Genomic DNA, 24,594 nt, shown 5'->3' with positions numbered 1-24,594 from the left:
CGCGCGCCTCATACCCGCGTGATCGGCGTTTCCTTAGCGCCCTGATTCTGCAATAGGCTGACCCAGCGGCGGGGGGCGTCCCGCCGATTCCGATCTCCCGCAGAGGAAGGCGCGCCGTGGCGTTTCGCGACGGACCGTTCGAGAACCTGAAGGTGCCGCTGGCCTGGACCGCGGGCGCCGCCACGATCGGGGCCGGCGTCGTGGCGCTCTTCCTGCTGCTCGGCGACCGACCGGGGGGCGGGGAGAGTCCGTACGCGGGGCTGAGGAACGGCGTGTCCCAGGTGGCCGCGCCCGTGGGCGGCGTGTTCGCGGCCCCGGTGCGCTGGATCGGCGCGGCCTCGGACTACGTCGGCGGCTACTTCAACGCCGTGTCGGAAAACCGCCGCCTGAAGCGCGAGCTCGCCGAGCTCGAACCCTGGCGCGATCAGGCCATCGCCCTGAAGAACGTCAACGCCCGCTACGAGGCGATGCTCGGCCTTCGGGTCGAGCCGCCCGTGGCCATGGCGACCGCCCGATCGGTGTCGGAGGCGAGGGGCCCCTTCGCCAACGCCCGGCTGCTGGACGCGGGGGCGTCCAAGGGGGTGCGGGTGGGCAACCCCGTCATCAACGAGCACGGTCTGGTCGGCCGCGTCGTCGGGACCACCGGCGGGGTCAGCCGCATGCTGCTGCTCACCGATGTCGCCAGCCGGACCCCGGTGCTGATCGACCGCACCGACGCCCGCGCCATCCTGGTCGGCGACGGCAGCGGCAACCCCCGGCTCGAGTACATCCGGGGGGAGGGGGCGCTCCAGTCCGGCGACAGGGTTCTGTCCTCCGGCGACGGCGGCGGCGTGCCGAGGGGGCTGCCGGTGGGCGTCGTGGCGCGCGGCATCGACGGCAGCTGGCGGGTCAAGCTGTTCAGCGACCGGGGCCCGATCGACTACGTCCGCATCCTGCTGTTCCAGGATTTCGCCCAGCTCGCCGACCGGGAGGCCCTGAACGCGCCGCCCCTGGCCGGCCTGTCGACCGCGCCCGCGCCGTCGGAGGCCGAGGCCGCGGCCCTGCGCGACGCGGCCGCCCGCCGGGATCGCCAGGCTCCGACCGCGGCGGAGGCGCAAGCCCCCGAGTGAGACGCGCCGGCATGGTCAGGGTGGTGGGGCCGGTCCAGTGGATCCTCTATCCCCTGCTGATCGCGCTCGCGGCGACGGTGGTCCTGGCGACGCCGATCAAGCTGTTCGGTTTGTCGCTGCCTGAGCCCGTCCTGTTGACGCCGTTGGCGTTCGCCTGGCCGCTGATCCGTCCGTCCATGCTGGCGCCCGGCGCGCTGTTCCTGGGAGGGGCGTTCCTGGATCTGTTCTGGGGCGCGCCGCTGGGCCTTTGGACCTTCTGCCTGATGGCGGTCTACGGATCGATCCTGTTGTGCCGCAACCTGCTGGCGGGTCAGGAGACCCGGGCCCTGTTCATCTGGTACGCGGCCGCGACGGTAGGCGCCTTTCTTCTGGCCTATCTGATCGTCACACTGCGGGTGGGCAATCCGCCCAGCCTCCTGTCGCTGGTGGGACAGATCGTGCCGACGCTCCTGGTCTTCCCGGCCGCCGACTGGCTGATCCAGCGGTTTGACGATACGGACGTGCGGTTCAGATGAGCGAGCCCTCGATCTTCTTCTCGGATCCGAACGAGCGGCAGGGGTCGTTCCTGCGCCGCACCCTGGTGCTGGGCGGCCTGACCGCGTTCGGCGTCACGGCCCTGACCTTCCGGCTGGGGCAGCTGCAGCTGGTGCAGGCCGGGGAGTACGCGACGCTCGCGACCCAGAACCAGTTCAACTTCCGCCTGATCCCCCCGCCGCGCGGGCTGATCAAGGACCGCAACGGCGTCGTCATCGCGGGCAACCGGCCGTCCTTCCGCGTGCTGGTGGTGCGGGACGAGACCAAGGACCTGGACCAGACGCTCGACCTGCTGGGTCAGCTGCTGCCCGACACGGTGGAGCGGCGGCGCTCGATCATCCGCGACGTCAACGCCGCGCCCCGCTTCTCGCCGGTCCCGGTCAAGAGCGACCTGACCTGGGAGGAGTTCGCCAAGGTCAACCTCTACGCCAACGAACTGCCGGGCGTCATGGCCGACATGCACGAGCAGCGCTACTACCCCTTCGGCGGGGCCTTCGCGCACGTGGTCGGCTATGTGGCCAAGCCCAACGCCAGCGACCGGGAGGTCTTCGCCGAGCGGGGCGAGGATCCGCCGGCCCTGTTCTTCAACCCCAGCTACCGGGTCGGTCGCCAAGGCATAGAGAAGGCGCTCGACGAAGCCCTGAGGGGCGAGCCCGGCGGCAATCGGGTGGAGGTCGACGCACGCGGTCGCGTGGTCGCCGAGGACGTCGGCGGCAGCCGCCCCCCGGTTCCCGGCGCCGAGGTGATCACCACCCTGGACGCCGACATCCAGAACCGCGCGCTTGAGGTCTTCGGCGAGGAGTCCGGCGGCTGCGTCGTCATGGACATTCGCAATGGCGATATCCTGTGCATGGCGTCGGCCCCGGCCTTCGACCCCAACCTGTTCGTCACGGGCGTCTCGAGCGACGTCTATCGCGCCTGGGCCGACTACGAGCGTCGGCCCCTGCTGGACAAGACGATCTATGGCACCTTTCCGCCCGGTTCGACATTCAAGATGACGACCGCGCTGGCCCTGCTCGACGCCGGTATTGATCCGTCAGACCGGGTCGTCTGCACGGGCGGCTACCGCTACGGGGGGCGGACCTTCCGGTGCTGGAAGCCTGGCGGACACGGCGCCCAGGACATGCACGACGCCATCAAGAACTCTTGCGACACCTACTTCTACCATATGTGCAATCGCGCAGGCGTGGACCGGATCGCACGGGTCGCCGAAGACCTCGGCTTCGGTCAGGCCTATGAGATCGGCATCGGCGGCCAGTCCGACGGAACGGTGCCCTCGACGCGATGGAAGCGCGAATACGTCGAGGCCGTGGGAAGAGGCGACCCCACCTGGTACCCCGGAGAGACCCTGTCGGTGGCGATCGGTCAGGGTGCGCTGGCCGTCAACGCCCTGCAGCTGGCGGTGATGACCTCCCGCTTGGCCAATGGCCGCAAGAAGGTGCAGCCGCGCCTGATCAAGGCGGTCGGCGGGGAAGAGCGGCCGCTTGAGGCGTTCCCCGATCTGCCCTTCCCGGACGAGCAACTCGATATCGTGCGCGCGGGGATGGCGGCGGTGGCCAACGATGTGACCGGGACCGCCTATCGCGCCTCTCAGCTCGGGCTCGGGGACATCCTCATGGCGGGCAAGACCGGGACGGCCCAGTCTCGGGACTACAGGCCCGGCGAGAGTCGCGGCCCCCGTAACGCCGTCTGGAGCCGCCGCGACCACGCGCTCTTCGTCGCCTTCGCTCCGCACGACGCGCCCCGGTACGCGATCGCCCTGATCATTCAACACGCTCCGGCCGGGGGTTCCGCCGACGCCGCCCCCCGCGCGCGCGAGGTGATGAAGGTGGCGTTGCTCAAGGACCCCGACATGAGAGCCCGTATCGAGCGGCCGTTGCCGCCCGCTCCCGAGGCCCCTGTCGACTCCATCGACGAGGGCGCCGCGCCCCCCGCACCCGAAGTCGCCCCCCCGGCGGCCACGCCACGCGCGAGCCCCGCGTCTGAGGCGACGCCGACCGGCCCGCGCCCCTATCTGTCGGAGCCGCCCCGGTGACCGCCTCGGCCCTGACCCGGCCCGGGGAGCGCGACCGCCTGCCGGTCAAGCTCAGCCAGATCGACTGGCGCCTGACCGCGCTGCTGTGCGTCATCGGCGGGACGGCGACGGCGATGCTGTACTCGGTCGGCGGCGAGTCGTGGGAGCCGTGGGCCGCCAATCACCTGCTGCGGTTCGGCTTCGCGCTGGGGCTGATGATCGTCCTGGCGCTCATCGATCTGCGGGTGTGGTTCGCCCTGGCCTATCCCTTCTATGGCGTGACCCTGCTGATGCTGATCGCCGTCGAGCTGATCGGCGTCACCGTCAACGGGGCCCAGAGCTGGATCGACCTGGGCGTCACCCGCGTCCAGCCCGCCGAGTTCATGAAGCTGGCCGTCGTGCTGGCGCTGGCGCGCTGGTATCACGGGGCCACGGCCAAGGAGGCGCAGCTCCACTGGAAGCTGATCTTCCCGGCGGCCATCGTCGGCCTGCCGTTCCTGCTTATCGCCATGCAGCCGGACCTGGGCACCGCCATGTCGCTGGGCCTGACCGGGGCGGCCATCATGTTCGTCGCCGGGCTCAGCTGGAAGCTGATCGTCCCGGTGATGGGGGCCGCGCTGGTCGCCATCCCGCCCTATGTGATGTTCGGCATGCACGAGTATCAGCGCGACCGGGTGCTGACCTTCCTCAACCCGTCCGCCGACCCCTCGGGCACGGGCTACAACATCATCCAGTCCAAGATCGCGCTCGGCTCCGGCGGCTTCCTGGGCAAGGGCTTCGGCCTGGGCAGCCAGAGCCAGCTGGAGTTCCTGCCCGAGAGGCAGACCGACTTCATCTTCGCCGCGGTGGCCGAGGAGTTCGGCTTCGTGGGCTCGGTGACCATCCTGCTCTGCTATCTGGCCATCGTCTTCACCTGCCTCAGGATCGCGTCCCTGTCGCACAGCCACTTCGCGCGGCTGGCGGCGTTGGGGGTGACGGCGACCTTCACCGCCTATCTGCTGATCAACGGGGCCATGGTGATGGGCCTGGCTCCGGTCGTGGGCGTGCCCATGCCGCTGATGTCCTACGGCGGGTCGATGATGCTGATGCTGATGGCCGGCTTCGGCCTGATCCAGTCCGTCCGCGTGCACCGCTACACCGAGCTGCCCAAGGGCGCCGGCCTGTTCTGAGCGGCGTTCGCTCAGGGCTCGGACCGCCATGCCCGCCACCACTCGACGAACCGCGCCAGGCCCTCCCGGAGCGGCGCCTTCGGCGCGTAGCCGGTCAGGGCGGCGAGCCGAGACACGTCTGCGTAGGTGGTGGAGACGTCGCCCGGTTGCATCGGCCGCATGATCTTGATCGCCTCGCGGCCGATCAGGTCCTCAAGGGTGGAGATCATCTCCATAAGCCCCACAGGTTGGGAGTCGCCGATGTTGTAGATCTCGTGCCCGCCCCGGGGCGGCGGCCGGTCCAGTACGCCGACGACGCCGTCGACGATGTCGTCGATGTAGGTGAAGTCCCGGGCCAGCCGCCCCTCGCCGAACACCTCGATCGGCTCGCCGCGGAAGGGTGCGCCGGCAGGGACCGGTCCCGGCGCCGCGGGTCGATGGCGTGAGCCGTCGACCCTCTGCCGTCCTCAGCGCGCGAAGGCCGCGCGCAGTTCGGCGGCGCCTTGAGCCACAGCCGCGCGGGCCGGCGTGCTCTCAGCCAGGGCGTTCAGCATGACGAAGTCGTGGATCGTGCCGTTGTAGCGCGTCGAGGTGACCGACACGCCGGCCTGGATCAGCTTGCGGCCATAGGCTTCGCCTTCGTCGCGCAGCAGGTCGTTCTCCGCCACGATGATGGTCGCCGACGGCAGGCCGGTCAGTTGGGCGACGGGGGCGCGCAGCGGGAAGGCCAGCACCTCGTCACGACGCTCGGCCGGATAGTTGGCCTCCAGGAAATAGTCCGGGCTTGTGACGCGAACACGCGATTCTCATGACGAACGAGTTGTTCGGGTCTCGCTGTCTGCGAAGGGACGCCAAGTCGCTGACGAAGCTCAGCGTTGCGTACCGGGCGAGATCCAGACGGCCACGGGGCTTGGCGACGGCGACCTCGCGTCCCTGACGCAGCAGCTGACGCGACTGGCCGCCACCTTACGCGACACGGCCGGGGCGTCGGACTGATCGAAGCTCGCCCGATGGCGCAGGTGCGACCGCGACCTGGATGGGTCGAACGGCCTAGGGGGCCAGTACCGGTGGGGCGACGCCGAGGGTCGCCTCGCGTAGGCGGCCCGCGTCGGTCGCGGGCGGGCGGCCGAAGACGCGGGAATAGTCGCGGCTGAAGTGGGACGGGCTCTCGTAGCCGACCGTGAAGCCCGCGCTGGCGGCGTCGAGGGCGTCGGTCACCATCAGGCGGCGGGCCTCCTGCAGGCGCAACTGGGTGCGGTACTCGATCGGGCTCATCGCCGTGACCGCCCTGAAATGCAGGTGAAATGTCGAGCGGCTCATGCCCGCGACCTCGGCGGCCTCCTCGATCCGGCACGGCTCGCGGAAGTGGGCCCGGATCCAGAGGATGGCGCGCGCGATCTGGCTTAGACGGCTGTCGCTCGTCGCCATCTGGCGCACGATGTCGCCGCCCGGACCGGTCAACAGCCGATAGAGGATTTCCCGCAAGGTCAGGGGCGCCAGGGCTTCCAGATCCTCCGGCGCATCGAGCAGGCCGATCAGTCGAGAGGCCGCGTCGATCAGGGGCGGCGTGGTCTCGTTCAAGGTCAGGCCGGCCGGCGCGTCGAGGCCCGGCCTCCGAGCCGGATGACGCAGGATCAACTCGCCCAGCGCCGTCATGTCCAGATCGATCTGCAGCGACAGATAGGGCTTGGCCGGGCTGGCCTCGATGACCGATCCCATGACCGGCAGGCCGACCGAGGCGATCAGGAATTGCGCGGGATCGTAGACATAGGCGACCGGCCCCAGCATGGCGCGCTTGCGGCCCTGGGCCACGATGCAGACCGTCGGCTCGTAGATGACCGGCATCGGCAGGGTCGGCGTGGCCGAACGGATCAGCTTCACGCCGGGAAGCGGCGTCTCGAACGTCCCGTCGGAGGGCGCATGCCGCGCGATCCGGCCGGCGAGAGTGTCCAGGGTGTCCATGGCGACGTCATCCCACGGAGGATGGGCCAAAAAAAGCCGATGAGGACCATTGCCGGACGATCCGGCAAGCCTCTCGGACAGTCAGGCTACCCGGTCGCGAGCGCGATGCGAGACAAGAGGGTCAGCCGCAGCCCGTACCGCGCTGCCTGCAATCCGCTCGTGGAGATTTTCGATGACCCTGCCCACCGCACTGGACCATTACCGCCTGCTCGGACGATCCGGCTTGCGCGTCTCGCCCCTGTCGCTCGGCGCCATGACCTTCGGCGAGGACTGGGGCTGGGGCGCCGAGGAGGGCGAGGCTCGCCGGATCTTCGACGCCTACGTCGATCATGGCGGCAACTTCATCGACACCGCCGTGAACTACAACAACGGTTCGTCCGAGCGCATCCTGGGTCGTTTCATCAAGGACCTCCGGGACCGGATCGTACTCGCCACCAAGTTCACGATGGCGAGGGACCCGCGGAACATCAACTCGGGCGGCAACCATCGCTTCAACATGGTCCGGTCGGTCGAGGCCAGCCTGCGTCAGCTCGATACGGACCGGATCGACCTGCTTTACGTCCACGCCTGGGACTTCACGACCTCTCCGGAAGAAGTGATGCGTGCGCTCGACGACCTCGTCGCGTCCGGGAAGGTGCTCTATCTGGGCATCTGCAACACGCCGGCCTGGCGCGTGGCCCAGATGCAGACCCTGGCCGATCTGCGCGGCTGGTCGCCCTTCGTCGCCCTGCAGATCGAGTACAATCTGCTGGAGCGGACGGTCGAGCACGAACTGATGCCGATGGCCCAGGCCCTGGGGCTGGGCGTCCTGCCCTGGTCGCCGCTGGGCGGCGGCATCCTCAGCGGCAAATACAGCCGCGAAGACCTGTCCGACGAGAACAGCGCCGATGTGGCCCGGACCCGCAAGGGCGTGATCGCCTCCAGCGGGCACCTGAACGCCCGCGCGCTCGACATCGCCGAGGTGGTCAAGGAGGTGGCCGTCGAGATCGGGGCCTCGCCGTCGCAGGTCGCCCTGGCCTGGACCCTGCGCCATCCGGCCGTGGTTTCACCGGTCATGGGCGCGCGCACCCTGGAGCAGGCAAAGGATAATCTGGGGGCCCTGCAGCTCAGCCTATCGGACGATCAGCTGGAGCGTCTGAGGGCGGCCAGCGCCCCGGCGCCGATCTTCCCGGCGCGCTTCACCGCCCGACCGATGGTGCGGCAACTGATCCGGGGCGTCTCCACCCTCGTGGATCGTGCGGGAAAGGCCGCGTGATCATGACCGCTCTGAGAACACTGGCGCTCGTCGCCGCCTTCGCCGGCTTTTCGCTGGCGTCCACCTCGGTGGCCCGAGCCCAGCCGGGTGCGGCCGCCCTCGCCATGACCGACAACCGCGCCGTCATCGCTTCCGCGTTCGACCGCTGGGCGGCGGGCGGGACCGACTTCTTCGCCACCGTGCTGTCGCCGGACGTCGTCTGGACGATCGAGGGGTCCGGGCCCAGCGCCGGGACCTATCGCGGTCTCGAGGAATTCACCTCCCGCGCCATCCGCCCCTTCGCGACGCGGATGCGCGAGCCGGTCAGGCCCGTCGCCGTCCAGATCTGGGCGGAAGGCGAACATGTCATCGCCCGGTGGGAGGGCCGCGGCGTCGCCGGCGACGGCCAGCCCTATCGAAACGACTACGTCTGGATCTTTCGCATGGCCGGCGGGCGGGCGGTGGACGTGACCGCCTTCCTGGACCTTCCGGCCTATGACGACGTGCTCCGGCGTGTGCCGGCGGCTCAGCGGTAAGCCGCCCGGTCGGAATATGGACGGCGGCCGGAGCCGGCGTGAGATCGGCGATCCCCGTGGCGGGCCTGACCACCCACACGATCCGGGCGGCGGCGCCTCAGGCGTCGGCGTCCCAGGCGATCCAACACCCCCCCAAGGTCATGAGGAACCAAAAATGACGCAGCACCCCTATGTCGGCATGTGGATCACCGCAGACGGCCATATCCGGCAGGAGCTCCTCGCGAACGGTCGCTACGATGAAGCGCGCGGGGCGCGTCAGAGCGCCTATCAGGGGCGCTACGAAGTGCGGGGATCGCACATCGACTACTGGGACGACACCGGTTTCACCGCCGACGGGACCTTCGTGAACGCGGACGAACTCCATCACGGCGGGATGATCTTCTACCGCGAGAAGGCCTGATCGCCGGGAGGAGGCCTCAGGACAGCGCTTTCGGACGATCGGGCAAACACCGTCTTCGAATGGGCATTCGCATTTCGCGGGCCTCCGTCACCCTGTGGAAGACGGCTCGCGAACACCCGCGAGCGACAGGCGGAAGACACGATCATGGCGCGTTGGACGACAGCGAACATTCCCGACCAGAGCGGTCGCACCGTCGTGGTGACCGGGACCGGCGGGCTCGGCTTCGAGTACGCCCTGGCCCTGGCCAAGGCGAATGCGACGGTCATCATCGCCGGGCGCAACCCCGCCAAGGGGGCCGAAGCGGTCGCGCGCATCCGCGCGGCGGCTCCTTCCTCGGATGTCCAGTTCGAAGAGCTGGACCTGGCCAGCCTGGCCTCGGTCGCCCGGTTCGGCGATCGCCTGAAGCAGTCGCGCGACAGTCTCGATGTCCTGATCAACAACGCCGGCATCATGGTGCCGCCGCGCCGGGTGGCGACCGAGGACGGCTTCGAGAGCCAGCTGGGGGTCAACTATCTGGGCCACTTCGCCCTGACCGCCCACCTCATGCCGCTCCTGCGGAGAGGGCGGGACGCGCGCGTCGTCACCCTGTCCAGCGTCGCGGCCCGGCAAGGCGCGATCGACTTCGACGACCTGAACGCCGAGCGCCGCTATCGGCCCATGCCGGTCTACGCCCAGTCCAAGCTGGCCTGCCTGATCTTCGCGCTGGAACTGCAGCGCCGGTGCGAGGCGGCGGGATGGCCGGTCATCAGCCTCGCCGCCCACCCGGGGGTTTCGCGCACCGAGCTGCTGAACAACGCCCCGAGCCGCGAGAGTTTCGAACACTGGGCCCGCAACAATCTGAGCTTCCTGTTCCAGCCCGCCGATCGCGGGGCCCTGCCGACCCTGTTCGCCGCCACGGCGCCGAACGCGCGGCCCGGCGGCTACTATGGCCCGAACGGCATGGGCGAGGTCCGGGGCTGGCCCGCGCCGGCCCGCATCCCGCCCGCGGCCGAGAACCGGGACACGGCGCGGCGTCTCTGGGAGGTTTCCGAGCAGCTGACGGGCCTGGAGCTCGGCTAGGCGGTGACTGAGCGCTTCGCCAAAGGCAGCGTCATCATGCCTCGGCTCGACGAGGCCGCCTTCGCACGCTTTCTGGACGAGGACGACGGCCGTTCGGTGCTGATCCTCAACCTGATGCGCTTTCCCTCCGGCACAGGGCCGGGCCGCCTGGCGGACTCCCTTTTCCGCATGCGAGCGGAGCTGGCCCGCTTCGGCGCGGAAGTCGTCTACATCGGCGAGACGTCATCGGCGCTCTGGGAGGACGGCGGCGGGCCGTGGGACGCCGTCGCGATCGTCCGCTATCCCGGACGCCGCGCCTTCGCAGACATGGTCGAAAGCGCCGAGTATTGCGAGACGACAAGCAGCCTGCGCGACGCCTCCCTGCTGGAGGTCGTCCTGCGACCGGTGCGGCTGATCAATTGAGTTCAGCGGTCGGGCGCGGGCCCGTTCTCGACACGAAGCGCAGTGACGCGAGCCACAGTTCGTGGGCGAGATAGACCAGGAGGTCGCCCCTCGCCCGCGTCTCGCGTGCGAGATCGCCGACGCCGACCTCTTCGGTCGTCACCGTGCAGCCCGAGCCCGCAGGCGTCAGCAGCCAGCTCTGGGCGTAATGCGGGGGCGGACCGGGCGGGGTGACCGTATAGCCGAAGCGACGCCCGGGCTCCGCCACGAATACCTCGGCGACGATCGGGATGTCGAAGATGCTCCAGGCGAAGCGCGACCCAACGTCGACGGGCGCCGACGGGTCCTCGAAGCGCACGTCGCGCGCGAAGATCAGCCAGGTCGGCCAGTCCTGGGGCGCAGACAGCCAGCTGTAGATGACGTCGCAGCTCTGCTCCATCGTCAGTCGATTATGGTTGAACAGGTCGGCCGTGTCGGGATTCAGCCCGGTCGGCCAGGCCATCTCAGGGTCGCGTCGGGGGAGGTCCTGTTCCGTCGTCTGCGCCCACGACGGCGTGGCGGCGAGGACGCCCGCGAAAGCCAGGATGGAAACGAGGGTCTTGAGCATGACGAGAGCCTCGGGGACCTGCCAGGGGATGTCGCAGCGAGCCGTCCGCGATCGCGAACGAAGAGGTGCACGTTAGACAGGGCAGTGGAGCTTCGACATGCCGTGAGATTGCAAGGCCTTGTGAGCCCAGATCAACAGCCTTGACCGTACTCGGATATCACGTGCTCGGCGTCCGGCCTGTCGCAGCGGCCAGCGCCTCGATTCGTCTGGCGTCGGCGTCGTTCGTGGGGGTGTAGACGAGCAGCGTCAGGTCCGGGCGCCCGTCGACGGCGAAGGCCGAATGCTCGATCGTGATGTCGCCCAGCACGGGATGACGCAGACGTTTGACCCCGGACCCGAAGTCTCGAACCTCTATGTCGTCCCAGAGCACGGAGAACTCCGGGCTCCGCGCGCGCAGGTCCTGGATGAAGGGCTCTAGCACCGGGCCCGCGCCGGCCCGGGCCACGTCGGCGCGAAAGGCGCCCACCACGAAGCGGGTGACCTCCTCCCAGTCCGTGTTTCGCTGCCGAGCCTCCGGATCGAGAAACAGCCGATGCAGCACATTGCGTTTGTCGGCCGGCAGGGCCGCGTAGTCCGTCAGCATGACCGTCGCGGCCGTGTTCCAGGCGACCACGTCCCAGTTCACCGTTCGCAGGATCGCCGGACAGCCGGACATGGAGTCCAGCACGCGCTGCAGCCGCTCTGACACCCCCTCGGCCGGTCGATAGCGGACATCAGGCGCCCGCCCCAGCCCGATGAGATACAGATGCTCCCGCTCGAGGTCGGTCAGCATCAGGGCCCGCGAGATGCGGTCCAGGACATCGGCGGAGGGCGCCCCGCCGCGCCCCTGTTCTAGCCAGGTGTACCAGGTGGCGCTGATGTTGGCGCGTTGGGCCACTTCCTCTCGCCGCAGGCCGGGCGTGCGTCGGCGACCGGGGGCGAAGCCCAGCGCCAGCGGGTCCATGCGGGCGCGTCTTTCGCGCAAGTAGACGCCGAGAGCAGAAGCGGTCATCCGCATATCCTGTTAGAAGTTATACCTGGATAAGGTCACGCATTTAACAGGATCAGCATCCCCGTCATTGAAGGCTAGTTCAAGGTCAAAGGAGACGGACGATGCATGTTTTTGTTACCGGCGCGACGGGCTGGGTTGGCGCGGCCGTCGTCGACGAACTGCTGGCCCATGGCCACGAGGTCACCGGTCTGGCCAGGTCCGCAGCGAAAGCGAGCGTGCTGGCCGCCAAGGGCGTTCGGCCGGTGATCGGCTCGCTGGAAGACCCGGCGCTTCTGGCCGAGGCCGCGCGGGAGGCCGACGCGGTGGCTCACCTCGCCTTCAACCACGATTTCTCGCGGTTCGCCGAAAGCGCCCAGGAAGACCGGGCGGCGATCGAGGCGCTGGGAGCGGCGCTCGCGGGCACGCGCAAGCCTCTGCTGATCACGGCCGGCCTCGCCCGGCTCGCCCCGGGTCGCGTCGCGGTGGAAGCCGACCGACCGATCGCGGACCCGTCCTATCCGCGGCGGTCCGAACAGGCAGCGCAGGCTCTGCTGGACGCCGGCGTCCGGGTGGCGACCGTGCGCCTGTCACCCTCGGTCCACGGGGTGGGCGAACGGCACGGCTTCGTGCCGATCCTGATCGACATCGCCCGGCAGACGGGTGTTTCGGCCTACATCGGCGACGGCGAGAACCGCTGGCCGGCCGTGCATGTGTCCGACGCCGGCCGTCTTTACCGACTGGCCCTTGAAAGCGACCTGCACGAACCCGCGTACCACGCGGCGGATGAGGAGGGCGTACGCTTCCGCGACATCGCCCAGGCGATCGGCGACAAGCTGGGACTGCCGGTCGAGGCGCGCGGTCCGGAACATTTCGGCTGGTTCGCCGGCTTCGCCGGCGGCGACATGCCGGCTTCCAGCGCCGTGACCCGCGACCGTCTCGGTTGGACGCCGACGGGGCCGAGCCTGCTCAGCGACATCCGACATCCGGACTATTACGCCGGCTGAAGGTCGACCCAGGCGGCCCTTCGGACGATCAGGCAATCAACTCGAAAGATCTGGCATCTCCACCGCCCGCCCCGCCGACTAAGGTGTCATTCGTGACGAGACAGCGACAGGCCCCATCCCCCCGGGCCTTCCGCATAGCCGTCGCGGACGCGCGAACCGGCTTCTCCCCCAGCCGCCGGTTCGCAAGGGGTCGCCATGCCCCTGGTGATCCTCAGGTCGTCGAGGACGCGCGCGCAAGTCCCGCGTCTTCGACGACCCCCGGGGGCGTTCAGAGACCCCAGAGCCTCCGGCGCTCCGAGTTCGTAGAAACAGGCAAATATTCCCGATCCCAAGGCAAGCCCCGCGCGACCGATTGGGCGACAATCCCATCGACGACGCAATCACTGGAACGAGCCATGACCCTCACCCTTTCGACGGAGCGGACGGCGCCGGAGTCCGAAGCTCGTCGCCGCCTGCGGGCCTTTCAGCGCCACCTCGCCCTGTGGACCCTCCAGGCCTGGCTCTCGATGTTCTTCATCGGCGCCGCCTATGCGAAGCTGACCAGCTCGTCGGAGCTCATGGTCCTATTGCTGGGCTGGCCGGAGGACGTCGACGGGTCGCTCGTTCGCGCCATCGGCGTCTTGGAGCTCTCGCTGGGGATCGGGATCGTCGCGCCGCTGCTGACGTGGAGACTTGCGCCGGTGATGGCGGTCTCGGCGATCGGTCTGACCGGCATGACCGGCGTCAGCCTCGCCCTCATCTCGGGCGTCAGGAGTTCGGTTTCGCCGGGCTGAACCTGCTCCTGGCCGTGGCCGCCTTGGCGGTCCTGATCGGTCGGCGCGACCGCTAGACCGCGCTGACCCGCGCCCCGCCGAAGACGACATGCTGGCGCATCTGATCGCTGAACAGGCCGTAGAGCATGGGCAAGGGCGGAGCGCTCGCCGCGACCAGCGTCGCCAGTTGGTCGGCCGTCAGATGCAGATCGATCGCCGCGATGTTGTCCCTGAGTTGGGAGACACGGCTCACGCCGGTCAGGGTGGTGCGCACGGCGGGGCGACCCAGGATCCAGGCGAGCGCGACCTTGGCTGGCGTTTCGCCGATCTCTGCGGCGACCGCCTTCACGGCCTCGACGATCGACCAATTTCGCTCTGTGAGCAGCATGTCGCCGAACGGATTGTCGCCGTCGAGACGGTCGCTGCGGTTTTCCCTGCTGTCGATAGCCCGCGATCACGGCGTCGATGACCGCTTGGGCGATGCGATCCGCATCGCTGGCGGAGGTCTTCTGCAGGTCGGTCATGAATGTCTCTCTTCTGGACGCCACCCAGATGAGACAGTCGCGACCACTACAAAAGACGGGACTTTATAGGGGTATAGCGCCTACCCCTGAGGCGGCGTTCGGCGGATGGCGTTTGCCGGATCGCGGGATGGCGACGCCGTCCGAGGAGAGACCGCCGAGGTCGCAGATCACTCACAACCTGGAGGATCGGGCAAAAAGCGCTTCCTATCCGGCAAGACCGGAGAGAGGTCGCGTGTTGATCTGACGTCATCGCAACCGGAGACCTCGTGATGACCCAGACCTCTCGCCGCTCCCTTCTCGCCCTGGCCGCCGCCGCCGCTCCGGCGATGGCGGCCGGCGTCGCCCAAGCTCAGGCGGCCGTGTCCGCGGACGGGCCGCGCGCCCTGCCGGGCGCCGGCCGCGCCGCGATCGTCAGCGGCTCGTCACGCGGCATCGGCGCCGCCACCGCCAAGCGCCTGGCGCGCGACGGCTTCGCCGTCACGGTCAATTATCTGACCAACCGCGACCTGGCCGCACAGGTGGTGCGCGACATCGAGGCGGCGGGCGGCCGGGCCATCTATCGCCAGGCCGACGTCGCCGACCCCGCCGCCGTGCGCGCCCTGTTCGACGCCAACGACGAAGCCTTCGGCGGCGTCGACGTGGTGATCTCCAACGCCGCCATCATGAGCGTGGCGCCCTTCGCCCAGTTCGAGGACGCCGCCTTCGACCGCATGATCGCGACCAACATCAAGGGCAGTTTCAACGTCCTGCGCGAGGCCTCGCGCCGGGTGCGGGACGGCGGACGGATCATCACCCTGGCGTCCACCTCCATCAAGGCCAAGCGCGCCACCCACGGTGGTTACGCCGCGACCAAGGCGGCCCAGGAGATCTTCGCCGGCTGTCTGTCCAAGGAGCTGGCCGGGCGGCGCATCTCGGTCAACGCCATGGCCCCGGGACCGACGAACACCTCGTTGCTGGACATTCCGCCGCCGGCGCGGGCTCAGGCCGCCTCGATGACGCCCTACGGCCGGATCGGCGAGCCCGAGGACATCGCCAACGCCATCGCGGCCCTGGTGTCCGGCGACGGGGAATGGATCAACGGTCAGATCGTCTTCGCCAACGCCGGCTTCATGTAGGCGCCGAGGCGTCCCAGGCATCTCGGGCGGCCCGGCGGGTCGCCCGCCTCCTCAAGCGAAAGTCCTCCTCATGCGTCCTTGCGCTCCAGTCTGGGCGGCCCTGCCGCTCGTCCTCGCCACCGCGGCCCTGGCTCAAGAGGGCCCGGGTCCTCAGGACCGGGGCGGAGGCTTCATCGCCGTCGGGCCGGGAGCCACGCCGGAGTATGACGGCGCCGACACGCTTAGGATCGTCCCGTTCGTGGCGAGCGACGTCCGCTGGAACGGCCTGGATGTCCAGGTGCGCGGCCTCGGCGGCCGGGTCGATGTGGCGTCCGATCCGCGACTGGCCGTCGGCCCCGTGGTCAACATCCGCCTGGGCCGCGACGATGTCGATGGACCGGTCGGACGGCTTGCGGACATCGACGCCGCCGTCGAGCTGGGAGGTTTCATCGCCTACCGGATCGGGGGCGGACGCGACGGGCAGGGCGCGCTGACCCCCGAGCTTTCCGTCGTACAGGACATCTCGGACGGTCACGGGGGCCTGCTCGCGACGGCGGGCGCAAGCTACGCCTTGGTCCGGCGCCGCAGTCTGGCGGTCGATTTCGACCTGCGGGCCACTTGGGTCGATGATGACTATTCCGTCACCTATTTCGGCGTCGATGCGATCGGCGCCGCCGCCAGCGGCCTAGCGGAGTATCGACCCGGGTCCGGGGTTCGCGACATCGGGGTGGGCGTGACCGCGGCCTACTGGTTCACGCAGAGCCTCGGCCTCCTGGCGCGAGCGGGCGCGAGCTATCTGCTGGACGAGGCGGCGGAAAGTCCGATCGTCGAGGACGGAGCGCGGTGGCAGCCGACCGTGGGCCTGGCCCTGGCCTACCGCTTCTGACCGGCTGCCCGATCCGCCGAGAGTCTTGCCGGATCGTCCGGGGCGATTGCCGCGCACTGGTCCCCAGGGTTACCGTGGGCGCCGAACCGCAAGGAGGCCGCAGATGGCCGATGACCTGACCTCCGCCATTGGTGCGATCCTGGACAATCAGGGCATCGTAAACGGGGTCTATGTGACGTCCGTCCCGGGGCTGCGGCTGCTCCGCACCCATGCCGACGTCGCGCCGCGCCACATGCACTATCGGCCGTCGCTCTGCGTGATCGCCCAGGGGCAAAAGGAGCTGCTGGTCGGCGACCGGACCATCCGCTACGGCGACATGCAGTCGATGATCGTCACGGTCGAGGTGCCGATCCTCAGCCAGATGTTCCGCACGCCGGACAAGAAGCCCTACGTCGGGGCGGTTCTCGAGCTCAATCCCGAGATCATCCTGGAGGTCGCGACCCAGCTGGGGGCGGCGGGCGAGCCCGTTCGCGGCAGGATCGGCGATGGACTTCTGGTTCAGGACATGGACGCCCGCATCTCGGCGGCGATCAAGCGGCTGCTGGATCTGGTGGATCAGCCGTCCGCCGTCGAGATCCTCTATCCGGTCATCATGCGCGAAGTGTCCTACTGGCTGCTGACCGGTCCGGCGGGGGCCAACGTCGCGCGCCTGGCCATCCCCGAGGGGGAGCCCGCGCGCATCGGCAAGGCCATCCAGAAGATGCGTGAGAACTTCGACGCGCCGATCAGCGTGCCCGAACTGGCCAGGGTCGCGGGCATGAGCGCCTCCACCTTCCATCAGCACTTCAAGACCCTGACCTCCATGTCGCCTCTTCAGTACCAGAAGCACCTCAGGCTGCTGGAAGCCCGACGTCTGATGCAGACCGCCGGCGAAAAGGCGGGCGCAGCCGGACTGTCCGTCGGCTACGAGAGCGTCTCCCAGTTCAGCCGCGAGTTCGCGCGGATGTTCGGCGCCTCGCCCCGCCGTCAGACGCAACGGTCGCTTCCGCGGACCGCCGGCGCCGGCTCCGCGGATCACGCCGCAGGCATCTCCGCCGTGGCGGTCTGACCCTGTCGCCGTTTTCGTCCGACGGCGATGCGCGCGCTGTCGAGGGCGGAACCTTCGCGGGCGGTCGGCTGATCGCGCTGCTGTTCGGTCTGTTCCTGGTCAACGCTCTGTCCCAGGTCGACCGGATCCTGCCGTTCATTCTGGCGGAGTCGATCCGCCGCGACCTGAACCTCAGCGACACCCAGATCGGCCTGGTGACGGGCCTGGCCTTCGCCGTCTGCTACGCGCTTCTGTCCCTGCCGCTGGCCCGCGCCGCCGATCGGGGCTCGCCGCGGGGCGTGCTGGTCGGCTGCATCGGTCTCTGGAGCGCCATGACGGCGCTCGGCGGCCTCGCGACGGGTTTCTTGACGCTCGCCCTGACCCGCTTCGGCGTGGCCTTCGGAGAAGCCGGCGCGATCCCCGCCGGTCACGCCCTGATCGCGCGCAAGGTCCCGATAAAGCGCCGCGGCCTCGCGCTCGGCGTCTTCTCCATGGGCATTCCGCTCGGCACCATGGCGGGGTTCGTCCTGGGCGGGGTTCTCGACCAGGCGATCGGCTGGCGCTGGACCTTCTTCGCGGCGGGTGGTCTGGGCCTGGGCGTCGCTCTCCTGACTTTTGTCGTGGCGGGGCCGACGCCGCGTCTATCGCGCCGGGCGACCGATCCGACCTTTCTGAGGTCCGCGGGCAAGCTCCTGCGCGGCTCGGCGTTTCGCGGCCTCGTGCTCGCCGCCCTCCTGATGGGGTTCGCCGCCGCACCCTTCTACGCCTTCATGCCCTCATTCCTGATCCGGACCCACGGGTTCAGCAGCGGCGAGGCGGGCCTGACCATCGGTCTGTTGCAGGGCCTCATGGGCGTGGCCGGCGCCATCCTGGGCGGGCGGGGCTTCGATCGGACCGTCCGCGCCGGGAGCCGAAGACTCTTGAGCTATCCTGGCCTGGTGTTCCTGATCGGCGCGGCGACGACCGCCGTCGCGCTCAACGTTCCCCAGGGATGGTTGGCGGCAGCGCTGCTGTCGCCCGCGATGTTCGGGTTCTCCTACATGCTGCCCTGGGGCTTCGGCGCCGCCCATCTCCTGGCGGGGCGCGGCAAGGAGGCGCTGGCGTCCAGCCTCGTCGTCATCGCGACGGGCCTGTTCGGCCCCGCGCTCGGACCGGTGCTCGTCGGCGTCGTCAGCGACCTCGCGGCCGGTGTGGGCCGGCCGAACGGTCTTGGTCTCGCGCTTCTACTCGTGCCGATCACGAGCCTGCTGACGGGATGGGCGCTGATCCGGGCGGATCGGCGCCTGGCGGCGGCCCGAGCCGAAGCGGACGCCGCGTTCGGTCCCTGAATGTCGAATAGGATCGACTTCTTGCCTGATCCTCCGGGCCGGGTTGCTCGCTCGCGCCGCCGCATCTAGCGTGGAGACGCTCTCGCAAAGGCTCCGACATGACTCAGGTCCTGCACGACGTCATCACCCGCCTGCTCGACGCCGAGATCGGGCCCGACGGATACATCGACACGGCCGTGCCGGGCCTGACGCTGATGCGGACCACCCTGCCGACGCCGCCCAGCCACATGCAGTACAGGCCCAAGCTGTGTGTGGTCACCCAAGGCGCCAAGCAGGTGCTGGTCGCGGATCAGACGATCGCGTACGGGTCGGGGCAGGCCATGATCGTCACGGTGGAGATGCCCGTGGTGAGCCAGGTCGTCGAGGCCGCGTCGGAGCACCCCTTCACCGGCCTGACCCTCGATCTGGATGCGGAGATCGTCCTCGACGTCGTCACGAGGCTGGATTCCGTGAGCCACCTTCAGGGCGCCGCGGGTCTCGGATTGACAGTCAGCGTCGTCGAACCGCAACTCGAAGGGGCGCTGCTGAGGCTGCTGGAATTGGTCGATCAGCCCCACGCCGTCAGTATTCTTTACCCCGCCATCATGCGCGAACTGGCGTACTGGCTGTTGATGGGGCCCGCCGGTCGCAATGTGGCGCGGATGGTCCTGCCGGAAGGCCAGCCGCAAAGGATCGCCCGCGCGATCGCCCACCTGAGGCAGACCTTCGACGCCCCCGTGAGTATCGCGGACCTCGCGAGCCTGGCGGGGATGAGCCCGTCCTCGTTCCACCACCACTTCAAGACGCTGACTTCCATTTCGCCGCTGCAGTACCAGAAGCAGATTCGGCTGCTGGAAGCGCGCCGGATGATGGTCACCGAAGGCGTCAACGCCGGCGTGGCGGCCTCCGCCGTCGGCTACGAGAGCCCATCCCAGTTCAGTCGCGAGTACGCGCGCATGTTCGGGGCGCCGCCTCGCCGGGAAACTCAGAGGGCCAGGTCGGATCCGGCTCGCTTCGCCACGCTCGAGAGTGGTCGTTCGGAGGCGTCGTCCAGAGCCTGATCGGCTTATGCGGAATCGCTGCTCGGTTCCGCTTGAGGCGTGACACAGGCCCTCGTTCGAACTGAACCGATTTCGCTCCAGGTCGTTCGGTCGTCAGGCGAAGGCGGTTCCGCAGAGACCCTCGAGCGCGCCCCAGAGGCGCCCGGCGTCGGCCTCATTCCTCGCGAGGGCCGGCACCTCGACTTCCTCCGGCGAGCCCGCGATCAGGGCGGCGGGACCATAGTATCCACCGCCTCGCGCATCGGTGGAGGCCCCCGCGTAGAGATGGGACAAGGCGCCGCGCGCGGCGGGCCCGAACATCATGGGCAGAGCCCGCTGGCGAAAACCTTCGGCGCTATCCATCCCGGGCCCGTCCGGCACCAGGAAGGTCCGAGCCACGCCGGGGTGACAGGCCATGCTGGCGACGCCCCATCCCGCCGCCTCGCTCCGGCGCTGCACCTCCTGTGCGACCAGGAGCACCCCAAGCTTGGAACGGTCGTACGCCAGAGCGTAGTCGTAGTCCCGCTCGAACTGCAGGTCCGTCAGCGCGAGCCGGCCGATCCTGCCGCTGGCGACCCAGACGACGCGGGGCGCGCGTCCCTGGCGCAACAGCGGCATCAGTTCGGACGTCAGGACGAAGGGCCCCATGACGTTGGTGGCGAAGACCCGTTCATGACCGCCAAGCGTCGTCTCCCGCGTTCGCCGGCCCATGACGCCGGCGTTGTTGATCAGCGCATCCAGGCGCTCGCCCGAACTCCGCCAGCGCGCCGCGTAAGCCTTGACCTGGTCCAGGCTTGTCAGGTCGAGGGTGTCGAAACGGACCCGGGCTCCGGGGACGGCGGCGCGGATGAGGCGCACGGCCTCGGCGCCCTTGTTCGCGTCGCGCGATGCGATGGTGACGTCGGCGCCCTTGCGGACCAGGGCGAGGGCGGCCTGATATCCCAGTCCGCTGCGATCCTCGCGCGGGTAGCCGTTCCCCCCGGTGATCAACAGACGCCGGCCCGTCTGGTCCGGAATGTTGGCGGCCGCCCACGCCTGCGCTTCGCGATCCGCGGACTGCGCCGCCCCTGGCGCCGCGCACCCGGCCGCCAGGCCGGCGACGGCCCCCGCGGCGCCCAATCGTAGAAGTCGCCGCCGTGAAACGTCCGCCTCATGATCGGACGGATGAAACGGGTGTCGGGACATGGCGCAAACCTTTCGTTCGTCACCATCCAGCCTAGGGGCCGCCCGCGCGGAGAAAATGCCGGAAGCAAGGCTATCCTTGCCCGATGATCCAGCCAGGCCGTGACCCCTCAAGCGGACCCAGGCTCCGGCGCGACCGCAGAATCCATGGCGCCCCCGATCCACCGCGTCGTCGGGCGATCTACCCGCGACGAGAATGTCCGGTTAGGGCAAGGCCGATGGCGGAGAGGGGGGGATTCGAACCCCCGGTACGCTTCCACGTACGCCGCATTTCGAGTGCGGTACATTCAACCACTCTGCCACCTCTCCGCGATCTCAGAGGCCTTACGGCGAGCGAGACGGGGTGTTTAGTCAAGCACGGGGGCCGCCGCAAGAGGGCATCTCACCGGAGCGCCGGAAGCGCCAGGCCCGGCGCGTGGCCGTCGATCCGCTCGCCGGCGCGGGCGGCGAAGAGTTCGGCCGGCCGGCCGCCGGTGCCGGCCACGGTGCGCCCGAGCGGCGTCACCAGCCCGGTGCGCTCCACGCCGCGCCGAAAGTTCTGCTTGTGAAGCTTGAGGCCCGACACCGCCTCGGCCGCCGTCTGCAGTTGCGACAGGGTGAAGGTCTCCGGCGCCAGGTCGAACAGCACGGGGCGGTACTTGAGCTTGCTACGCAACCGGCCGAGCCCCGTGGCGAGGATCCTGCGGTGGTCGGACTCCATGGGTTGCCCCAGCCGCGCCGACGGCCCGTCGGCCGCGCCGTCCCGCTCGGCCTCGGCCACGAGCCCGGCCTCATAGAGCAGCTCATAGCGGTCCAGCACCGCCGACTCGTTCCAGCGGGCGTCGTCGTCGAGGGCGAACAGAGCCTCCACACGGCGACGTCGCTTGGCGGTCTCCGCCGAAGCGGCCCAGGCTTCCAGGCGCGGCGTGATGACCTCGTCGATCATGGGGGCGCGGCCGGCGCGCCGGTCCTCCCAGGGGAAGAAGGCGGTCACCTCGCGCCAGCGGGCGTCGACGCTGGGCGGCGCCGCGATGTCCCGGGTCAGGGCCAGATAGCCGACGGAGACGACGCGCAGACGACCGGGGGCCGGCGTGGCGCGCGGCGTCTCACGGCCCGCGTCGCCGAAGGTGTAGAGCTGCTCCACGAAGCCCAGACGCAGCCCTGTCTGGGCGGTCACGAAGGCCCGCAGCGCCAGTTCGAAGGTGCGGTGGCGGCCGGGGTCGAAGGGACCGAACGGCAGGCCCGGCTCACCCTCCTTGGCATGGGTCGTCAGCACCGACAGGCGGTCGCCGTCCAATGCGAAGACCACGGCCGACAGGCCGATCAGGACGCCGATGTCGTCGTCCCGCGTCATGCTCACTCCGTGTGCCAGGCGTCGGGCCCGGGCAGGAGGCCGCAGGCCTCGGCCAGAACCCGATAACGCTCCAGATACCGCGCCTGGGCGACGGAGGCGGACTGGGGCTCGAGCGTCAGGGTCATGCCCGCGGGCGGCGGCCCGAAGAAGCGCAGCGCCTCCTCGCGCTCGAACCCGGCCAGCTGGGTCGCCTCCAGGTAGGCGCAGGCCCGGTCGGCTTTTTTGATCAGTGTCTTGATCGCGGCCGGCGTGGCCGGCGGCAGACCGAAGCGCAGATGAATGGCCGCCTCGAGCCGCGCTTCGAAGGCCTTGTAGCTGAAGCCGAGCGCCGCCTTGAACGGCGAGATCATGTCGCCGATCACGTATTCGGAGGCGTCATGGACCAGCGCCGCCAGCCGCCATTTCGGCTCGAGACCCGGCTTCAGGTGCTGGGCGATCTCCTCGACGATCACACTGTGCTGGGCGACGGAGAAGGGATGGTCGCCGGTGGTCTGGCCGTTCCAGCGCGCCACCCGCGCCAGGCCGTGGGCGATGTCCTCGATCTCGATGTCGAACGGGGAGGGGTCGAGCAGGTCCAGCCGACGGCCCGACAGCATTCGCTGCCACGCGCGGGGCGGCTCCTTGGCCTTGGCGGACACGGCGGTCTTGGGGGGCAACGCTTCACCTGAACCTGTCGGGCCCGTCAGGTGACGCATCCGGCGTCACGGATCAACCGGCTATTCGCCGACGTTCAGCGTCACGAGGTCCTTTGCGTCGTCGAAGACGCTGTCGCCCTCGCGGTCCTTGGATTTGACCGTGGCGATGATCAAGGGGCCGCCCTGGGGGCCCCGAGCCTCGTAGCCGACCGAGCGCCAACCCAGGGAGGAGGGCTCCGAATCGCTGAGAATGTAGGTGGTGCGCGTCGCATGGCCGCCCGCGTGGACCCGCACCTCGGAGACGTCGTCGCGAGACTGGATCGACACCTGACCGTCGCCGCCGCCCAAGGTGACGGACTGGCCGCCGCCCTCCGCGCTGTGCACGCGCACGCCGGCCACGGCGACCCGGCTGCCGCCTTCCTGGCTGGAGACGGAGACGCCCGGCATCCGCACCTCGGCGTTCTCACCCACGGTGCTGATCGACAGACCCGGCAGACGGATGTCGACCCGCTCGTCGTCGCGCGCGCCCGGGCTTTCGGGCGGCGTCGGCGGCGTGGGCGCGTCGGCCGCCGGCGCGATCGGCGCGACCCGTGACGACGCCTCCGGCATCAGCTGGTGCAGGCGGGTCTCGAACGCCTCCAGCGTTTCCTCAGGCGACGCGCCGTCGAGGCTCACGAGGTGCAGCGCCACCTCGGCGCCGCGCGGCCCGGCATAGGTGCAGATCTGGCCCTCGTCGCTGGACACCGACTTCCGCGTCAGGGCGCCGATCGTCTCCGGGCAGGTCAGGGTCTGGACGACCTTCAGGACCCCGGCGTTCGGCGAATCCTCGCTGCGCTTGGTGATTCTGACCGTCCTGTCGTCACACGCGCCCAGGGCGAGGACGGCGACACAGGCGGCGGCGATGACGACGGGGCGTCTCATGCCCTTATCCTGCTCCGCTTGGCGACGAACGCCAGTGAAATCGCGTTAACCGCCGGGGCGCGCGCCCTCGCGGCGACTCAGGAAGGCCAGCCGCTCGAACAGGTGCACGTCCTGCTCGTTCTTCAGGAGCGCGCCGTGCAGGGGCGGAATGAGCCGATTCGGCGAGCTCTCACGCAGGGACTCCGCAGGGATGTCCTCGACCATCAGCAGCTTCAGCCAGTCGAGCAGTTCGGAGGTCGACGGCTTCTTCTTCAGGCCCGGCGTCTCGCGGATCTCGTAGAAGGTCTTGAGCGCCTCCGACACCAGCCGGGTCTTGATGCCGGGGAAGTGCACCTCAATGATCGCCCGCATCGTCTCGTCGTCGGGGAAGCGGATGTAGTGGAAGAAGCACCGGCGCAGGAAGGCGTCGGGCAGCTCCTTCTCGTTGTTCGAGGTGATCACGACGACCGGTCGCCGTTCCGCGCGGATCGTCTCGTCCGTCTCCTGGACATAGAACTCCATGCGGTCGAGTTCCTGCAGCAGGTCGTTGGGGAACTCGATGTCGGCCTTGTCGATCTCGTCGATCAGCAGAACGGGCCGCACCGGGCTGGTGAAGGCCTCCCAAAGCTTGCCGGGCTTCAGATAGTTGCGCACGTCGTGGACCCGCTCGTCGCCCAGCTGACTGTCCCGCAGACGGCTGACGGCGTCGTACTCGTAAAGGCCGTTGTGGGCCTTGGTCGTGGACTTGACGTGCCAGGTGATCAGCGGGGCGTTCAGCGCCTTGGCGAGCTCATAGGCCAGCACCGTCTTGCCGGTGCCGGGCTCGCCCTTGATGAGCAGCGGCCGCTCCAGCGCCACCGCCGCGTTGACGGCGATCCTCAGGTCGGGCGAGGCGATATAGGCGTCCGTGCCCTCGAAGCGCGACGTCGGTTGCGGCATGGCGGTCTCCCTTGGCT

25 protein-coding genes, 1 tRNA gene and 2 pseudogenes are annotated in these 24,594 nt (G+C 69.4%); 16 read left to right on the top strand and 12 right to left on the bottom strand.

The features are described 5' to 3' along the window. The first annotated feature begins 116 nt into the window (after positions 1–116). From mreC to rodA, 4 genes are read left to right on the top strand one after another with little or no spacing between them, the layout of a single operon-like run. A complete protein-coding gene (gene mreC / locus ACFFGE_RS10190; protein ID WP_376836259.1) occupies positions 117–1,109 on the top strand; it encodes a rod shape-determining protein MreC in 993 nt (330 codons plus the stop codon). Beyond that, positions 1,106–1,624 carry a hypothetical protein gene (locus ACFFGE_RS10185; RefSeq protein WP_376836258.1) on the top strand — a complete coding sequence of 173 codons (519 nt, stop codon included), beginning with the start codon at positions 1,106–1,108 and terminating at the stop codon, positions 1,622–1,624. Before mreC ends, ACFFGE_RS10185 begins: the two co-directional genes overlap by 4 nt. Then, entirely contained in the window at positions 1,621–3,678 is a 2,058-nt protein-coding gene (gene mrdA, locus ACFFGE_RS10180) for a penicillin-binding protein 2 (protein WP_376836257.1), read from the top strand. The genes ACFFGE_RS10185 and mrdA overlap by 4 nt, the downstream gene beginning before the upstream one ends. Then, positions 3,675–4,826 (top strand): rod shape-determining protein RodA, encoded by a 1,152-nt coding sequence (rodA, locus tag ACFFGE_RS10175; RefSeq protein WP_376836256.1) that lies wholly within the window; start codon positions 3,675–3,677, stop codon positions 4,824–4,826. The genes mrdA and rodA overlap by 4 nt, the downstream gene beginning before the upstream one ends. Positions 4,827–4,837: 11 nt before the next feature. Here rodA and ACFFGE_RS10170 read toward each other — a convergent pair. The 3 genes and pseudogenes from ACFFGE_RS10170 to ACFFGE_RS10160 form a co-directional block, all read right to left on the bottom strand. Continuing rightward, positions 4,838–5,200, bottom strand: a pseudogene (locus ACFFGE_RS10170) (NAD-dependent epimerase/dehydratase family protein); the annotation flags it as partial. 72 nt (positions 5,201–5,272) lie between these two features. Beyond that, positions 5,273–5,578 (bottom strand): annotated as a pseudogene (locus tag ACFFGE_RS10165) (alpha/beta hydrolase fold domain-containing protein); the annotation flags it as partial. A gap of 277 nt (positions 5,579–5,855) precedes the next feature. Continuing rightward, positions 5,856–6,767: an AraC family transcriptional regulator gene (locus ACFFGE_RS10160; protein WP_376836255.1), complete on the bottom strand. Its 912-nt coding sequence runs from the start codon at positions 6,765–6,767 to the stop codon at positions 5,856–5,858. A gap of 172 nt (positions 6,768–6,939) precedes the next feature. Here ACFFGE_RS10160 and ACFFGE_RS10155 point away from each other — a divergent pair, with 172 nt between their 5' ends. The 5 genes from ACFFGE_RS10155 to ACFFGE_RS10135 all read left to right on the top strand — a co-directional run bounded on the left by ACFFGE_RS10155 (position 6,940) and on the right by ACFFGE_RS10135 (position 10,398). Beyond that, entirely contained in the window at positions 6,940–8,022 is a 1,083-nt protein-coding gene (locus ACFFGE_RS10155) for an aldo/keto reductase (protein ID WP_376836254.1), read from the top strand. Positions 8,023–8,024: 2 nt separating this feature from the next. Then, the gene (locus ACFFGE_RS10150; protein WP_376836253.1) at positions 8,025–8,537 is read left to right on the top strand and encodes a nuclear transport factor 2 family protein; all 513 of its coding nucleotides are present in this window, start codon (positions 8,025–8,027) and stop codon (positions 8,535–8,537) included. 154 nt (positions 8,538–8,691) lie between these two features. Beyond that, positions 8,692–8,937 carry an Atu4866 domain-containing protein gene (locus ACFFGE_RS10145; RefSeq protein WP_376836252.1) on the top strand — a complete coding sequence of 82 codons (246 nt, stop codon included), beginning with the start codon at positions 8,692–8,694 and terminating at the stop codon, positions 8,935–8,937. A gap of 144 nt (positions 8,938–9,081) precedes the next feature. Then, on the top strand, positions 9,082–9,996 hold the full coding sequence (locus ACFFGE_RS10140) for an SDR family oxidoreductase (RefSeq protein WP_376836251.1): 915 nt from the start codon (positions 9,082–9,084) through the stop codon (positions 9,994–9,996). A 36-nt stretch (positions 9,997–10,032) separates the two neighbouring features. Further along, positions 10,033–10,398, top strand: a complete 366-nt coding sequence (locus tag ACFFGE_RS10135) for a DUF1330 domain-containing protein (RefSeq protein ID WP_376836250.1) — start codon at positions 10,033–10,035, stop codon at positions 10,396–10,398. Here the strand turns inward: ACFFGE_RS10135 and ACFFGE_RS10130 are convergent. Further along, entirely contained in the window at positions 10,391–10,984 is a 594-nt protein-coding gene (locus ACFFGE_RS10130) for an SRPBCC family protein (protein ID WP_376836249.1), read from the bottom strand. The two genes, ACFFGE_RS10135 and ACFFGE_RS10130, sit on opposite strands and share 8 nt — an antisense overlap. A 157-nt stretch (positions 10,985–11,141) precedes the next feature. After that, positions 11,142–11,975, bottom strand: a complete 834-nt coding sequence (locus ACFFGE_RS10125; protein WP_376836248.1) for a helix-turn-helix transcriptional regulator — start codon at positions 11,973–11,975, stop codon at positions 11,142–11,144. Positions 11,976–12,076: 101 nt separating this feature from the next. Here ACFFGE_RS10125 and ACFFGE_RS10120 point away from each other — a divergent pair, with 101 nt between their 5' ends. Together ACFFGE_RS10120 and ACFFGE_RS10115 are read left to right on the top strand one after the other, a co-directional pair. Then, complete coding sequence (locus ACFFGE_RS10120) at positions 12,077–12,958, top strand: SDR family oxidoreductase (protein WP_376836247.1); 882 nt, start codon at positions 12,077–12,079, stop codon at positions 12,956–12,958. A 395-nt stretch (positions 12,959–13,353) separates the two neighbouring features. After that, on the top strand, positions 13,354–13,731 hold the full coding sequence (locus tag ACFFGE_RS10115; protein WP_376836246.1) for a DoxX family protein: 378 nt from the start codon (positions 13,354–13,356) through the stop codon (positions 13,729–13,731). Positions 13,732–13,783: 52 nt separating this feature from the next. Here ACFFGE_RS10115 and ACFFGE_RS10110 read toward each other — a convergent pair whose 3' ends face one another. Further along, entirely contained in the window at positions 13,784–14,155 is a 372-nt protein-coding gene (locus ACFFGE_RS10110; RefSeq protein ID WP_376836724.1) for an aldo/keto reductase, read from the bottom strand. A 348-nt stretch (positions 14,156–14,503) separates the two neighbouring features. On the opposite strand from ACFFGE_RS10110, the gene ACFFGE_RS10105 reads away from it, so the two are divergent. The 5 genes from ACFFGE_RS10105 (at position 14,504) to ACFFGE_RS10085 (ending at position 19,609) form a co-directional block, all read left to right on the top strand. Further along, on the top strand, positions 14,504–15,349 hold the full coding sequence (locus ACFFGE_RS10105; protein WP_376836245.1) for an SDR family oxidoreductase: 846 nt from the start codon (positions 14,504–14,506) through the stop codon (positions 15,347–15,349). A 70-nt stretch (positions 15,350–15,419) separates the two neighbouring features. Continuing rightward, positions 15,420–16,214: a MipA/OmpV family protein gene (locus tag ACFFGE_RS10100; protein ID WP_376836244.1), complete on the top strand. Its 795-nt coding sequence runs from the start codon at positions 15,420–15,422 to the stop codon at positions 16,212–16,214. 103 nt (positions 16,215–16,317) lie between these two features. Further along, positions 16,318–17,262, top strand: coding sequence for an AraC family transcriptional regulator (locus ACFFGE_RS10095; protein WP_376836242.1), 945 nt, complete (start codon positions 16,318–16,320; stop codon positions 17,260–17,262). Beyond that, entirely contained in the window at positions 17,259–18,569 is a 1,311-nt protein-coding gene (locus ACFFGE_RS10090; protein ID WP_376836723.1) for an MFS transporter, read from the top strand. Before ACFFGE_RS10095 ends, ACFFGE_RS10090 begins: the two co-directional genes overlap by 4 nt. A gap of 98 nt (positions 18,570–18,667) precedes the next feature. Beyond that, a complete protein-coding gene (locus ACFFGE_RS10085) occupies positions 18,668–19,609 on the top strand; it encodes an AraC family transcriptional regulator (RefSeq protein ID WP_376836241.1) in 942 nt (313 codons plus the stop codon). A 93-nt stretch (positions 19,610–19,702) separates the two neighbouring features. On the opposite strand, the gene ACFFGE_RS10080 is transcribed toward ACFFGE_RS10085, so the two are convergent. The 6 genes from ACFFGE_RS10080 to ACFFGE_RS10055 form a co-directional block, all read right to left on the bottom strand. Further along, the gene (locus ACFFGE_RS10080; RefSeq protein WP_376836240.1) at positions 19,703–20,773 is read right to left on the bottom strand and encodes an SDR family NAD(P)-dependent oxidoreductase; all 1,071 of its coding nucleotides are present in this window, start codon (positions 20,771–20,773) and stop codon (positions 19,703–19,705) included. 216 nt (positions 20,774–20,989) lie between these two features. Then, a tRNA-Ser gene (locus ACFFGE_RS10075) sits at positions 20,990–21,079 on the bottom strand. Between the two features lie 73 nt (positions 21,080–21,152). Further along, positions 21,153–22,103 (bottom strand): NUDIX hydrolase, encoded by a 951-nt coding sequence (locus ACFFGE_RS10070; protein WP_376836238.1) that lies wholly within the window; start codon positions 22,101–22,103, stop codon positions 21,153–21,155. Positions 22,104–22,105: 2 nt separating this feature from the next. Then, positions 22,106–22,699: an HD domain-containing protein gene (locus ACFFGE_RS10065; protein ID WP_376836722.1), complete on the bottom strand. Its 594-nt coding sequence runs from the start codon at positions 22,697–22,699 to the stop codon at positions 22,106–22,108. Positions 22,700–22,819: 120 nt separating this feature from the next. Next, on the bottom strand, positions 22,820–23,659 hold the full coding sequence (locus ACFFGE_RS10060; protein WP_376836237.1) for a methyltransferase type 11: 840 nt from the start codon (positions 23,657–23,659) through the stop codon (positions 22,820–22,822). Between the two features lie 45 nt (positions 23,660–23,704). Next, positions 23,705–24,577 carry an AAA family ATPase gene (locus ACFFGE_RS10055; RefSeq protein ID WP_376836234.1) on the bottom strand — a complete coding sequence of 291 codons (873 nt, stop codon included), beginning with the start codon at positions 24,575–24,577 and terminating at the stop codon, positions 23,705–23,707. Positions 24,578–24,594 lie beyond the last annotated feature (17 nt).

The organism is Brevundimonas balnearis, assembly GCF_042434805.1.
GTDB lineage: Bacteria > Pseudomonadota > Alphaproteobacteria > Caulobacterales > Caulobacteraceae > Brevundimonas > Brevundimonas balnearis.
The sequence above is the reverse complement of the archived record's forward strand: the minus strand, read 5'-3'. Positions and strand labels throughout refer to the sequence as shown.